Genomic DNA, 12,943 nt, shown 5'->3' on the forward strand with positions numbered 1-12,943 from the left:
AGCGGGACGTATGTGGCCGCGCCGGCGTTGCTGATCTATGTCGCGTTGAACTTGCGGCAAACCTCGACGGTGGTCAAGGTGTTCTTCGGGCTCGCCATGCTGCTGATCTTAAGCTCTGGTGGCACGTCACTGAGCTCTTCAGATATTCTGGCAGGCTTGGAGCGCATGGTGTTTCTTGGCGCTCTGCTCACCGCACTGGGATTCATGCGGGTAGTCGCGACACACGACACACACTTTATTCGTGCCGGTCGGTACCTGATTTCACAACCACCGGCCCGCCGTTATTTGTCCATGTATGCGGGTGGCCATCTGTTCACCACATTGCTGAACATGGGTGGCCTCGGTTTACTGGTAGAAACAGTGAACAGGGCGCTGGAGGCCCGCAGGGATAGTCTGAGCCCGCTGGTCTTCCAGCTACGACAGCGCCGGATCGTATCCGCGATCATGCGAGGCTTTTCGACAATAGCCTTCTGGACACCGTTCGGCATTGCACTCAACAGCCTGTTGTTGGTGTTCCCGGATTTGCATTGGATCGACGTGGCACCGTTCGGCTTGCTATTTGCGGGCACTGCGCTGATTTTTGGGTGGTCACAGGACAGCATTGAACGACGCCTGCGGCCATTGCACCCTCGACCTCAAGTGGATGCACCCGAGCCGGGCGATCATTGGTCGGCACTGTTCGTCGTCTTGCACATACTCGGACTCGGCACGGTCATCTTCACACTCGATGTCATGCTACCGGTATCTTTCCAATCGGTTCTGTTGTTCGTAGTCCCTATCTATGCGCTGATCTGGATTGTCTGGCTATTTGGCCAGACGGGGCCGGCCACGCTGAAAACTGGTTTCATCGAGCGAGCACCGAGCTTTGTCACTGAGATCGGTGTCTTTTCCATGGCAGGCCTGTTGGGGCCGATGATCGCGGCACTCATTCCAGAAGCGGCCATGAACCCCCTGTTCAGTGTTGTTGGCGCTCAGCCGGTCATTCTGGCCTTGGCATTGTTGTGGACGACCGTGTTGTTCAGCGTAATAGGAGTTCACCCCATTATCTCCGTCATTGTGCTGGGGGAGCTGGTCGTGCGCAATGGCGGCATTTCAGAGCTGGCCGCCACACTGGCACTGTTGTCCGGCTGGGCAGGTGCTGTCACTCTTGCACCTTTTGCCACCACATCCGTGTTCATTAGCCGACTTGTCAATCAAGGGGTCTGGCGTGTGAGCTGGGGCTGGAATGGTGTCTATAGCTTTGGTGTGCTGTTGCTCTTTTCACTGTTATTGAGTGTGGGGATTCTTCTTGGTTTTTTCTGAAGAAGGGCTTGCGAAGAAGAGCTGACAACGAGTGTACTGCGACAGGCTCAGATCAATACGGTCGAACCAGGTGCAATGGTTTGCGGTGCACGATTCAGCTCGTCGATGGCCAAGCCTGCCACCGCCTTGTAGTCCGCCATGAAAGCAGTACGCTCGTCAGGTGACACCACGGCATCGATGTCCTCGAAGACCCCGTTGCAACGTTCATCAACCAGGTTGAGAAGGCCAAAAGGACCAGCGCCGCGGTTGCGTAGAACCAGTTTGGATATGGGTTCGCACAGCTCTGTGTTGTAGGCGGATAGTGCCTTGCCAGAGACCCCATGCTCAAGCATTTTCGCGCCCAGAATGCGTGCATCGATGATCGCCTGACTGGCCCCGTTGGAGCCTGTGGGGTACATGGCATGGGCGGCATCACCCATCAAGGTCACCTGTTTGTCCAGCCAGCTGGGTATTGGATCTCTGTCGATCATCGGGTTCTCGAAGACGACATCGGCGCCATTGAGCAGATCTTTGACATCCAGCCAGTCGTAGGACCAGTCCTGAAAATGCTCGATGAAATCCTCAACCTGCGCTAACCTGAACCAGCCACTGGGACGCTGATCAACCGTCTCGTAGTTGACCTCCGCTATCCAGTTGATCAAGGCCATGCCGTCCTCGTCAGGTGCGGAAATAGGGTAGATCACCATGCGTTGCTGGTGAGTGCCCAGTCCGACAAACGAGGCACCGGTACGAATGGGTCGGGCACGCGTTGTGCCTCGCCACATCATGGTACCGCCCCAGTGAATGGGGGGTTGATCCGGATGCATCTGGGCGCGGATGGCCGAATGGATGCCGTCGGCTCCAACCAGTAACGTACCCGTGTGATGCATGAGGCCACCGTCCTTGTGCTCCACGATCGCGGTCACTGTGCCGTCAGGGTTGTTCTGGTAGCCGCTGACACGGCTGCCAAGGCAGACTCGGGAATCACCGGCGCGTTGGATGAGTTCCTGATATAGCAGCGTTTGAAAGTGCCCTCGATGAACACCGTATTGCGGCCATTGGTAGCCTGCCTCCAGTCCGCGCGGTTCAGAGTAAATGTCATTGCCCTTGCGACCTACCAATGCCCATTCACGCGTCGGCAAACCCACGCGGTCCAGCTTTGCAGCGTCGATGCCCAGGTCATACAGCTCTCTGACAGCATTGGGCTGGATATTGATGCCTACGCCGAGCGGCTTCATTTCGCTCACGGATTCGAATACGATGAACGGGACACCGATCTGGTCCAGCGTCAACGCCAGGCTCAGTCCGCCGATGCCACCACCGGCAATCATCACTAGAGGTTGGCTCATGTTTATACTCTATGGATTCTTAACAACAGGTCGCCTCATGCTAACGCTTTGAGGGCGATTGTGTAATCCCCAGAATGTTGACTCATGCCCATCGAACCTTTTGATAAGCACTATTCACGAACTCTGGATAGCCTGAAGAGTCTCCCGTCGACTATCGCCGATGTTTGGCTGTTCGAGCCCAGGCCAGCGCGTCTTGCTGTTGAACGATCATTGGCAGAGACGGGGCGCACTCTGCGCATTCACTCGGCTTACAAGTGTTTGCTCCACAGCGTACTGGAGCAGGATCTATTTGTTGATGCCATCGCTGTAACGATCCGTTACCCGGTTGTCGAACACGATGAGCCGCTGCGCTTTCGACTGGAGTGTTATCCGCTGCAGGATCTGTTCAGCCATATCGACATCCAGTTTCTGGCAGTTGATCACTGTGGTGATAGTCTGCCCGCCTATCAGTTGAGCATTCGTACTGAGACTGAACAGTTCGAGCTGAGCATTGCGGTGCCTGTCAGATGGAAGGCTCATCCGGCAGGTCGTCAGTTGCTGGTGGCATCCGGGTGGATGCAGTCCAGTGACGGGCAGTCGGTACCGATGGTTACTGATTATGAGCAGCTCTATGACGATATTTGTGCTTATCTGCAAGTCATGCCAATGACACCAATGCATCCCTCGGAGCCTGGTGGGCCGTTTTTCGATCAACTGGATGTTTGCGTGACAGCACCGTTCCAGGATGAGCCAATGCCGGTGGGTAACGAGGCAATATCGTTGGCAGAAGCTCTGCATGAAGAGATCTATTTTACAGCGATTGAAATATTTCAGCAAAGACTAGGCTTGCCGCCCATGTCACGCGAGCTGAAACCGGGACAAGTGGTGCCCAGAATCTCCAGGGGTGAAACGGTCTCGCTGTCGATCCGCGCCAATCAGGCCCGGCTAGCAGTGGATCGGGATCAGGCGGGTTGCCCGGTGCTGTCACAGGCAACACACTGGCTGTATCCCTCGCAGGTCAAATCGTGCCTGAATCAGATTGATGGGCAGCCTATCTTGGCAATGTCGAGACAAGGTCGTGTTGTTGAAGGGCGCATTGTTCGTAATGGTGTATTGCCTGAGCAGGCCATGCTTGCAATATCGGGTGCACAACACGCCAATGAAAGTTCCGGTGTGATTGGTGCCTTGCGGGCTGCACTGGATTTGCAGCAGACCGGCAAGCTCGCCTTCACGGTGTGCCCTGTGGAGAATGTCGACGGCTATGCTCTGTACCATAGCTTATGTCTGGAGAATGCCAATCATATGCATCACGCGGCGCGCTATAGCGCCGGTGGTAATGATCTGACGCACGGGGAAGGGATGTTCGAATCAGCTATTCGGCACAATGCCTACGACCTGCTACCCGCTCGTGTGCATGTCAACCTGCACGGCTATCCGGCTCATGAATGGACGCGGCCATTGTCGGGTTATGTTCCGCAAGGATTCTCACGCTGGACCATCCCCAAAGGCTTTTTCCTGATCTGCGATTACGCGGATGAGAGCCAGCTGACACTTGCCACCCAGGTGCTGGATGCAGCACTAGAGGCGCTGTACGAGTTTCCGGAAATGATGGCGGTCAATCGCCGTATGCTGCGAAGTTATGAAAGTGTGGTCGGCTCACTGGATTTTGAGCTCTATCGAGACTGTATTCCCTATACGTTGACACAACGGCCTCGCGAACCGTATTCAATCTCATTGATCACGGAAGCACCCGATGAAAGCATCTACGGTGAAGACTTTCGGATCGCTCACGAGGCTCAATATCGTGTGATCATGGCGGTAGCTGAATTACTCGCTTCTCAGGTCATACCGCCAATAGACGATGCGGGATGGGCTTGATGGGACGCCAAATGATTGGCCTCTGAGACTAGTTTGTAACGTTTGAACAAGTGCGCTGGTAGCTTGTTCTGAGCCGAGTAACATAGGCAGCACCCGTATTATTACAGCGTCTATAGCCATAGCTGGACATTTGGCCAGTCCCTGCAGGCTTACGAGACAGAAGCCTTGCGCTAGCATTCGATTCGGCCTGATAAAGCAGACATGCGCTGGCTATTGGCAATCAGAACTACGAAGGAGACTAGCTATGAGCCATTGTTGCCCCAGAGTTCCAGCTTTTTTACCTGTCATCTGCACCGCGTTTATCTTTCTCGCTGGTTGCGGCAGCTCGTCGGATTCACCTTCCACTGCCGTGGTGCCCTCTGACGATCTGCCAACGGTCGGTTCACCCAATATTCCTGATACCAGTGGTGGTGATAATGTACCGCCGGGTAATACCACCGATGCCGGTTCCGGGGCCTTGCTCACGTACGTGGGGTATATCGCTCTTGTACAAACGACGCCGGCCAATAGTTTGTTCGACGGTGCACCTTTGAGGGGGGCATCTCCGAACGCCCGTGCATCGGCAGTGCTGACCAGACTTAACGAACCTTTTTCGCTCACAGAATATCGTGAAGCGCGTGCTTTGGATGAAGATCAGTGCACGCGCTACGTGGACTATGTCGCTGTAGAGGGGCGTTTGGAAGGCGCCACTGATAGCCTGCCATCGGATCTGGTGGATGGCGGTGAGGTGTTGACGATTCAGAGTCCGCAAGGCTCTTACGCAGAGTTATTGGTGAATCCGAATTCAGTCGGAACCACGTATGCAAATGTGGAGTTGGACTCCTTGCCTCTGCCAGTGCCGGACGGTCTCATCGCCAATATCCCCGGTGGGGAGTTTCCGGCTGTGGCCGATATCGTGATTCCGAACGTAGACCTGCTGGTTGTGTTGGGAGACTCTCCTGAAGGGATTCACTCAAGTGAGTTTCGATGGGAAGCTGGGTCTGACCCTTCGTCCATCGTCATGTTGTCTATCATAGCAAGCTCACTCGACGGCTCGTCTAACGGCGTTTTGTGTACGGCAATCGATGACGGTGAGTTTGTTGTGCCCGACTGGGCGGCGGAAAATCTGATTGGCAACCACACCACAATCGTTCGCACTATGCAGCGTGAAGTCTACGCGCTGACAGTAGAAGGCGATACGCTGGTTGTCGGCTCAAACCTGAGCCCTTATAGTTCGTTGTAAGGCAATGCTGATTGACTGATCACTCACAGTGACAGTGACAGGCTCTCAGCATACTCAAAGCTTCTTGCTTGCTGGCTCACCGGGTCAATAAATTGAAGAGCCTTTGACAGCAACTGCAAGGGTTGTGAGTAGTTGTCTGCTGATAGAGGTTGTAATTGTGGATAGTATTTGTCGTTAAGTAGGGGCCAACCCAGAGTGTGCATATGAACGCGCAATTGGTGGGTTCTACCTGTCACCGGGTTTAATTCAAACAAGGCCTTGTCATCTGTTTGTTGCAAGCATCGAATCACAGAGTGGCTATTGGCCTCGCCCTCGGTGACACGCATGCAAAAGCGTGGTTTTGACTGTACAAGGCGGTTTTTTATCTCCCACTGCTGACCTACCAGGTTTTCCGTGTCTTTGACTTTTGCAACAGCCTGGTAGGTTTTATGTATATTTCGTGTTTTGAATAGTTCATGGTAATGGTGACGCGTATCCGGATTGACAGAGAAAATGACCAGACCGGCTGTCACTCTATCCAGGCGATGCAAGGCTTGTAAGTCATCAATGCCTGTGCTTCGTCGCAGCCGATTTTGCAGGCATTCGTTCACGTAGATACCGCCGGGAATGACTGCCAGAAAGTGCGGTTTATAGGCCACCAGGATATCCTGATCCTGAAATAGAATGATTTCCTTGAAGGGGATGCTGGGCTCGCTTTCCACTTCCCTGTAGTAGTGAATGCGTTGTTGTGGCTGGAATGGTGATTGCGCTGTTATCAGGGAGCCGTCATCGCGATGTACCTTGCCATCGTTGATCCGTTGATGCCAGATATCAGCATCAATATAGGGGAATTTGATTATCAGGTATTCCAGCACCGTGGCAACACCGGGGTTTGTCTGCGGCAAACTCAGCTTTGAGGGGTACTCGGAAATTGCCATCAACTATTCGTCGAGCGCCAGCGCTGAAAATTCAACTTCCAGAAAGCCGATGAACTTTTCCAGCAGGTAGGAGCGGGCATCGTCTTCATTGGTAAGCATGGTGACCGAGCGTGTCGGCGTTGACAGATTCAGGGCCAGAGTGGTGATGTCGTATCGGTCTGCCAGCTGATTCAGGACATGCTCGGGCAGTAGCACCAGATAATCTGATTGCTCCAGTATATGCATGACACTGGATAGGGAGCCGCCCGAAAAGGCTACCTGGATATCATGCGCATCCAGGCGATTCATGACATTGCGCATATCGGCTGCCAGAGGGCTGTCGGCAGGTGGTGCTATCCATCGATAATCGAGCAGGGCCATGGGCTGTAGCTTGCGACGACGAGTCAAAGGATGCTCTTTGCGACAGGCGATGAGATTCTTTGCGGCAATCAGGCGTTGGCTGGTCAGACCCTGGGCAATGTCCATGGTGTCCACCGGGGCTATGACCAGATCCACCTCGCGACGTTTCAAGCGTCGAAGTAGTTGTGCGGTATAAGCATGCGATAGCTCGATACGTACATCTGGGGCTGTGTGCTGGAATCTGGCAATCATGGGAGTGACGACCGCATCGCTGACGTACGGCGTACAACCAATCTTGAGCAAGCCATCAGTGCCACCCTTGAATTGTTCGATAGCATGAGTGGCTCGTGATATGGCGACTTGTACTGCACTGCCTTGAGCCGCCAGCATCTCGCCCAGAGCGGTCATGCGCCAGGGGCGAGTGGAGCGATCGAATATGGGTGCGCCCAGACGTATTTCCAGGTCACCGACAAGGCGTGACAGAGCGGGCTGCGAGGTTCCCAGAATGGCGGCAGCCGCAGTCAGACCCCCACGTTCGAATATGACGTGCAGAGTCGCTAGATGTTTAGGATCTATTTCCATATCAGATTGATATCTTAACTTATGAAATGAGTATTTCATATACATGATTGGCTGCAGTACTCTCTTCATACACCTGCATCTGACTACAAGTGAGCGAAGGCTCACAGAACATCGTTGATTTGCAAGGTGAAATAGATCGTTTTTGAATTCGCATCGACCAGGTATATCAAATGAGATTTGTCAGCTACAACACACCAACAGGACCCTCGTGGGGAATTTTGGTTGGTGAGTCGGTTGTCGAGCAACAAAACCTGGGAGCCAATGCACCTGCCAGTCTCCAGGAACTCTTTGATTCCACGGACAATCGCGAAACCTTGCTCGCCGATCTGGCTTCGCAGGCTGCCAACAGCCCGACAGTGGCTGTGGATCAGCTTTCGTTACTGCCCTGTGTCCCCAAGCCTGGCAAAGTGATCTGCCTGGGTGTGAACTACATCGATCATGCGAATGAGGGTGGAAACACGATTGGCGATTATCCTGCCGTGTTTCTACGCTGCAGCAGCTCTCTATTGGCTCACAAGGCGCCTTTGCAAGTCCCTAAAATTTCCGACAAGCTGGATTATGAAGCCGAACTAGCGGTCGTTATCGGAAGCCGTGCACGGTTCGTTTCTGAGTCAGAGGCGCTGAATTGTGTTTTTGGCTATGCCTGTTTCAATGATGCCACTCTGCGCGATTATCAGCGCAAGACGGCTCAGTGGACTGTTGGCAAGAACTTTGACAACACCGGTGGCTTTGGTCCTTGCCTGGTGACCACCGATGAGTTGCCGGAAGGGTGTGTCGGCCTGCGTATTCAGTCACGTCTGAACGGAACCGTCATGCAAGACGCTGATACGGCCAATATGGCCTTTGGTGTGGCTCGTACCATTGCACTGCTGTCAGAGGCAATGACCCTTGAACCGGGTGATGTGATTCTGATGGGGACCCCTGGTGGTGTCGGATATGCCCGCACACCATCTGTCTGGATGAAAGCCGGGGACACGATAGAAGTCGAGATCGAAGGTATTGGCACATTGATCAACGAGGTTTGCGCATGAGTGAGCTACTACACCCAGTCAGGACCAGTCTGTCGCTGAATGATGCTTCCGCCATCGTTGATGCGGCTATCCATATCAGAAAAGAGAACCAGCTGTTGCCTCTGGCTGTCGCCGTTCTTGACAGTGGCTGCAATCTGATTGCTTTCAAACGTGAAGACGGTTGCGGGACGCTGCGTTTTGATATTGCCCGTGGAAAAGCGGCAGCCGCTCTTGGCATGGGTATGTCAACGCGTCAGATTCGTGATCGCCTTGCAGCCCGACCAGCCTTTCAAAGTGCATTGGCCGCAGCCGCACAAGGCCAGTTCATACCGGTACCCGGCGGTGTCTTGATTCTTGACGCAGAAGGCATGGTTATCGGTGCCGTCGGTATCAGCGGTGACACCTCCGACAAGGACGAGTACTGCGCCATCAAGGCTATCCAGAAAATCGAACTTGGATGTGAGCCTGACGCTCCCAACCCCGAGTGGAACGACAGCAAGCTCTGATTGAACAAGAACACCAAAAACACCAAGTACCACAATACAAGGAGATACCATGCAACGAAGAGAATTTCTGATCGCAGCAGGCGCCGCAACACTGGCGTCCTCAATGCCATCCTGGGCACAAAGCTACCCATCTGATCCTATCCATCTGATCGTGCCTTTTTCACCCGGTGGACCAACTGACAGCTTTGCGCGCCTCTATGCAGAGTCGCTTGGAAAGCAGCTTGGCCAGAGCGTTATCGTTGAAAACAAGGATGGTGCTTCAGGTTCTATCGGTTCGATGGATGTCATGCGAAGCAAGCCCGATGGATACAATATTCTGTTTGGTACGGCCTCAACGCATGGTCTGTATAACCTGATTCAGAATAAACCTCGTTACGACGCTGCTACGGATTTTGAATACATCGCCGTACTCGGAGGCGCACCTGTTGCACTAGCGGTCAACAATGATATGCCTGATACGCTGCGCGAATTTGTTGATGCCTCCAAAGCGGCTCCCGATACCATGTACTACGGCTCACCCGGAGCAGGAACCCTGCTGCACGTTGCTACCGAGAATTTCCTGCAACTGAGCGGCGCCAGTGTCGGTCATGTTCCTTACAAAGGTAGTGCCCCGGCCATGCAGGATCTGATGGGCGGTAGTATCGAAATGGCGGTTGGCACCCTCGGCGGTCTGCTTCCTCTGCACAAGGGCGGTCGACTGAAACTGCTCGGCGTTGCCAGTGCAAAACGCCTGGATCTGGCTCCGGAAATACCCACTATCGCCGAGTCAGCCGGACTGGATACTCCTTTTGAAGCCTTGCTCTGGAACGTTGTCGCTGTGCCTCGCAATACGCCACCAGAGATCAAGGCGCGATTGGCTGAAGCTTCTCAGGCTGCGATGAATGATGCAGAAACCGCTGAAAAACTGATTGCGCAGAACATGTTTGCCGATCTGCATATCGGAGACGAGGCAGCTTCTCGCTTTGTCAAAGCTGAAGCGGCCAAATGGAAGCCGGTAATCGACTCTCTGGGCCCGACGATTCGTCGTTAGGATCTGACGAGCTTTTAGCCTAACAACTACAGGACGGCTTCATGACGCGTGTTGACAATAGAGATTTCATTTCAGGATTACTGATCATGGCCGTCGGCTTGTTCGTGGCTATTCATGCCATGAGCAATCTGAATATCGGCACCATGGCCCGCATGGGGCCTGGCTATTTTCCGATGATACTGGGTTGGCTACTGGCTGGGCTCGGGGTCGTGATTCTGCTGTTTTCGCTACGCGGCGTGATAGTCAGCGTTGCACCGCCTGCGCTGGCGGTGCGTCCGCTGATAGCCGTTTTCTGTGGACTGCTGGTATTCAGCTTTCTCATCGAGCCATTCGGACTCGTTCCCGCAACGATAGGGCTAACGGCTGTTGCCGTGTTTGCAGAACGCAGGCCGCCACTTCGTCGATCTGTACTACTGGCCATTGGTTTGTCGTTCGTTGCCTGGCTTATTTTTACGGTTGCTTTGCAGATGACTCTGCCAGCATTTGATTTTCCGGGATAAGTCATGGAACTGCTAAACACATTTGTCGGAAACATGTCGATTGGCCTGCATGAGGCGGTCACCATCAGCAACCTGTGGTACTGCTTTGTCGGGGTGACTCTGGGCTGTCTGGTCGGTGTCTTGCCGGGCCTGGGCTCGCTGATCGCCATCTCACTGCTATTACCAATTACCTACCACCTGCCTGCCAGTGGCGCTCTCATCATGCTGGCTGGCGTCTACTTTGGCGCCGACTACGGAGGGGGTACCTGCTCGATACTACTGGGTGTGCCGGGGCATCCGGCAGCTGCCGTTGATGTACTGGATGGTTATCCCATGGCCAAGCAAGGTCGTGGTGGTGTTGCCTTGTTCATGAAGTGCATTGCCTCATTCTGGGGTTCGACCGTCGGCATCGTTTTACTGATGTTGTTTGCACCTATTCTGGCCGATGCAGCGCTGGCGTTTGGACCGGCAGAGTATTGTGCATTGATGTTGCTGGGCCTGGTTGCCGCCTCCACTGTCGGGCAGGGTTCACCGGTGAAAGGTGTCGCCATGATGGTGTTGGGACTGATACTGAGTATTGTCGGTACCGATGTGAGCAGCGGTTCACTTCGCTTCACTTTTGATGTTCTGGAACTGGAAGACGGCCTCGGACTCATTCCCATTGCAATGGGTCTGTTTGCTATCGCCGAAGTGGTCAAGAACGCCGGTCAGAATGCAGTCGCCAATGTCGCTCAGAAGTTCAGCATGCGTGATCAACTACCGACTCGTGAGGACTGGAGACGCTCCATTGGCCCCATGCTCAGGGGGTCTGGACTGGGCGCTTTCTTTGGTGCTCTTCCGGGTACCAGCGGCGGCATGGCAACCTTTTTGTCTTATGCGATGGAGAAACGAATCTCGAAGCACCCGGAGGAGTTCGGCAAAGGGGCGATAGAAGGGCTCGCCGGTCCCGAGGCTTGTAACAACGCGGGTGTCGGTACCGCATTCGTTCCGACACTCACACTCGGTATTCCTGGCGATGCCATCATGGCCCTGATGCTTGCCGCACTCATCATACAAGGCATTCAACCTGGTCCCGAAGTGGTCACGGGTCATCCGGAGCTGTTCTGGGGACTTATTGTCAGCTTCTGGATTGGTAACATCATTCTGGTCGTACTGAATATCCCGCTTATCGGTTTATGGGTACGTCTGTTACAGATCCCTTATCCGATCATGTTTCCGGGCATTCTCCTGTTTACCTGTATTGGTGTATTCAGCACCCACAATAACGTGTTTGATATCTGGAGCCTGATTGCATTCGGCGCTATCGGCGTCACCATGATGCAATTGCGTCTGGAGCCAGTGCCCCTGCTCTTGGGCTACATTCTGGGAGGTCCTTTTGAAGAATACTTCCGAAGAACCTTGCTGCTGTCCAAAGGTGATGCTGGTGTTTTTCTGGAACGCCCCATCAGTGCGACGGCACTGGGTGTTGCGGCATTTTTACTGGCCTGGTCGGTTTGGTCTTATGTGAAGGCAGGTCGCAAGAACGCCGAAGTGCAACAGGACCCGAAAGCAGCGTAGGTCCTGGTGATCACGTGGCGCTCGATGCGTTCTTTGTATGCATCGAGTGCCACGGACTGATTAAGAGGGATTGGTGTTCATCATTCCCCCATTGGTTGATTTATTGCCCGCGTGCTGCGGCCTGCTCAGCGGCCAGCGTTTCATCCATAGCCTGAACTTTCATGGCCAGGGGACGGGACATGATACGTTGCGCAAAATCACGAAAGACAGGGTTTTCCGGGACGAGATCGAACATCATCGTCCAATGCAAGGCAACACCCCAAAGTATATCCGCCACCGTCATGCGATCACCCAGAATAAAGGGTCCCGGTGTCATTGCCTGCTCCAGAGTGCTCAGCATTTCTTCCAGAGTTCCATAAACAGAACTACTTGCCGGGCCTGGGTCATGCCCGGTTGATTTGTCGATCAAAGCCGGTTCGAAGCAGGCCGCGTAATAGACCATCCAGCGTAGGTAGGTGCCACGATCCGGGTCATCAAAAGCTGGCGCTAATCCAGCATCGGGAAAGCGATCACCCAGAAATAGTGCGATCGCGACCTGCTCTGTGATGATGGTGTTGTCGGACTTCAGAGTGGGTACTTTGCGAAGTGGATTGATTTTGCGAAAATCGGTATCGGCAAAATGATCGGCATGAATGTCCAGCACATGAAGATCGTAAGGTGCTCCCAGTTCTTCCAGAAGAATGCGGGTCCCGGTAGCACGAGTTTGCGGGGCATAGTAGAGCGTGATATGTGGTGCGTTCATAAGCAATTCCATGAAAGGTAGGTGGGCTGACACAGGTACAATGTACGGGCCTATACCTGACACCTAGTGTCA

General features: G+C 53.9%; 12 protein-coding genes. 8 read left to right on the top strand and 4 right to left on the bottom strand.

What is annotated here, in order from left to right:
- The first annotated feature begins 12 nt into the window (after window positions 1-12).
- A complete protein-coding gene (locus IMCC3135_RS15690) occupies window positions 13-1,302 on the top strand; it encodes a hypothetical protein (protein WP_088918485.1) in 1,290 nt (429 codons plus the stop codon).
- A 47-nt stretch (window positions 1,303-1,349) separates the two neighbouring features.
- On the opposite strand, the gene IMCC3135_RS15695 is transcribed toward IMCC3135_RS15690, so the two are convergent.
- The gene (locus IMCC3135_RS15695; RefSeq protein WP_088918486.1) at window positions 1,350-2,630 is read right to left on the bottom strand and encodes a flavin-dependent oxidoreductase; all 1,281 of its coding nucleotides are present in this window, start codon (window positions 2,628-2,630) and stop codon (window positions 1,350-1,352) included.
- Between the two features lie 84 nt (window positions 2,631-2,714).
- Here IMCC3135_RS15695 and IMCC3135_RS15700 point away from each other — a divergent pair, with 84 nt between their 5' ends.
- Both IMCC3135_RS15700 and IMCC3135_RS15705 read left to right on the top strand, forming a co-directional pair.
- Window positions 2,715-4,487, top strand: coding sequence for a M14 family metallopeptidase (locus tag IMCC3135_RS15700; protein ID WP_088918487.1), 1,773 nt, complete (start codon window positions 2,715-2,717; stop codon window positions 4,485-4,487).
- A gap of 244 nt (window positions 4,488-4,731) precedes the next feature.
- Window positions 4,732-5,709, top strand: a complete 978-nt coding sequence (locus IMCC3135_RS15705; RefSeq protein WP_157736017.1) for a hypothetical protein — start codon at window positions 4,732-4,734, stop codon at window positions 5,707-5,709.
- 23 nt (window positions 5,710-5,732) lie between these two features.
- On the opposite strand, the gene IMCC3135_RS15710 is transcribed toward IMCC3135_RS15705, so the two are convergent.
- Together IMCC3135_RS15710 and IMCC3135_RS15715 are read right to left on the bottom strand one after the other, a co-directional pair.
- Window positions 5,733-6,626: a pseudouridine synthase gene (locus IMCC3135_RS15710; protein WP_088918489.1), complete on the bottom strand. Its 894-nt coding sequence runs from the start codon at window positions 6,624-6,626 to the stop codon at window positions 5,733-5,735.
- Window positions 6,627-6,629: 3 nt separating this feature from the next.
- On the bottom strand, window positions 6,630-7,547 hold the full coding sequence (locus IMCC3135_RS15715; RefSeq protein WP_169727469.1) for a LysR family transcriptional regulator: 918 nt from the start codon (window positions 7,545-7,547) through the stop codon (window positions 6,630-6,632).
- Window positions 7,548-7,717: 170 nt separating this feature from the next.
- Between IMCC3135_RS15715 and IMCC3135_RS15720 the strand changes: the two genes are divergently transcribed.
- From IMCC3135_RS15720 to IMCC3135_RS15740, 5 genes are read left to right on the top strand one after another with little or no spacing between them, the layout of a single operon-like run.
- Window positions 7,718-8,578, top strand: coding sequence for a fumarylacetoacetate hydrolase family protein (locus IMCC3135_RS15720; protein ID WP_088918491.1), 861 nt, complete (start codon window positions 7,718-7,720; stop codon window positions 8,576-8,578).
- On the top strand, window positions 8,575-9,063 hold the full coding sequence (locus tag IMCC3135_RS15725; protein ID WP_088918492.1) for a GlcG/HbpS family heme-binding protein: 489 nt from the start codon (window positions 8,575-8,577) through the stop codon (window positions 9,061-9,063). The genes IMCC3135_RS15720 and IMCC3135_RS15725 overlap by 4 nt, the downstream gene beginning before the upstream one ends.
- A 49-nt stretch (window positions 9,064-9,112) precedes the next feature.
- On the top strand, window positions 9,113-10,093 hold the full coding sequence (locus IMCC3135_RS15730; protein WP_088918493.1) for a Bug family tripartite tricarboxylate transporter substrate binding protein: 981 nt from the start codon (window positions 9,113-9,115) through the stop codon (window positions 10,091-10,093).
- Between the two features lie 41 nt (window positions 10,094-10,134).
- Window positions 10,135-10,593 carry a tripartite tricarboxylate transporter TctB family protein gene (locus tag IMCC3135_RS15735; protein WP_088918494.1) on the top strand — a complete coding sequence of 153 codons (459 nt, stop codon included), beginning with the start codon at window positions 10,135-10,137 and terminating at the stop codon, window positions 10,591-10,593.
- Between the two features lie 3 nt (window positions 10,594-10,596).
- Window positions 10,597-12,129 (top strand): tripartite tricarboxylate transporter permease, encoded by a 1,533-nt coding sequence (locus tag IMCC3135_RS15740; protein WP_088918495.1) that lies wholly within the window; start codon window positions 10,597-10,599, stop codon window positions 12,127-12,129.
- A gap of 100 nt (window positions 12,130-12,229) precedes the next feature.
- On the opposite strand, the gene IMCC3135_RS15745 is transcribed toward IMCC3135_RS15740, so the two are convergent.
- Window positions 12,230-12,871, bottom strand: a complete 642-nt coding sequence (locus tag IMCC3135_RS15745; protein ID WP_088918496.1) for a glutathione S-transferase family protein — start codon at window positions 12,869-12,871, stop codon at window positions 12,230-12,232.
- Between the last annotated feature and the right edge of the window lie 72 nt (window positions 12,872-12,943).

The sequence above is a fragment of the Granulosicoccus antarcticus IMCC3135 genome (genome assembly GCF_002215215.1).
Taxonomy (GTDB): domain Bacteria; phylum Pseudomonadota; class Gammaproteobacteria; order Granulosicoccales; family Granulosicoccaceae; genus Granulosicoccus; species Granulosicoccus antarcticus.

Excerpts from the sequence above, each read along its gene's own strand:
- IMCC3135_RS15745 (WP_088918496.1), bottom strand. The coding sequence starts at position 12,871 with ATGAACGCACCACATATCACGCTCTACTATGCCCCGCAAACTCGTGCT.
- IMCC3135_RS15740 (WP_088918495.1), top strand. The coding sequence starts at position 10,597 with ATGGAACTGCTAAACACATTTGTCGGAAACATGTCGATTGGCCTGCAT.
- IMCC3135_RS15695 (WP_088918486.1), bottom strand. The coding sequence starts at position 2,630 with ATGAGCCAACCTCTAGTGATGATTGCCGGTGGTGGCATCGGCGGACTG.
- IMCC3135_RS15700 (WP_088918487.1), top strand. The coding sequence starts at position 2,715 with ATGCCCATCGAACCTTTTGATAAGCACTATTCACGAACTCTGGATAGC.
- IMCC3135_RS15710 (WP_088918489.1), bottom strand. The coding sequence starts at position 6,626 with ATGGCAATTTCCGAGTACCCCTCAAAGCTGAGTTTGCCGCAGACAAAC.
- IMCC3135_RS15725 (WP_088918492.1), top strand. The coding sequence starts at position 8,575 with ATGAGTGAGCTACTACACCCAGTCAGGACCAGTCTGTCGCTGAATGAT.
- IMCC3135_RS15730 (WP_088918493.1), top strand. The coding sequence starts at position 9,113 with ATGCAACGAAGAGAATTTCTGATCGCAGCAGGCGCCGCAACACTGGCG.
- IMCC3135_RS15715 (WP_169727469.1), bottom strand. The coding sequence starts at position 7,547 with ATGGAAATAGATCCTAAACATCTAGCGACTCTGCACGTCATATTCGAA.
- IMCC3135_RS15720 (WP_088918491.1), top strand. The coding sequence starts at position 7,718 with ATGAGATTTGTCAGCTACAACACACCAACAGGACCCTCGTGGGGAATT.
- IMCC3135_RS15705 (WP_157736017.1), top strand. The coding sequence starts at position 4,732 with ATGAGCCATTGTTGCCCCAGAGTTCCAGCTTTTTTACCTGTCATCTGC.
- IMCC3135_RS15735 (WP_088918494.1), top strand. The coding sequence starts at position 10,135 with ATGACGCGTGTTGACAATAGAGATTTCATTTCAGGATTACTGATCATG.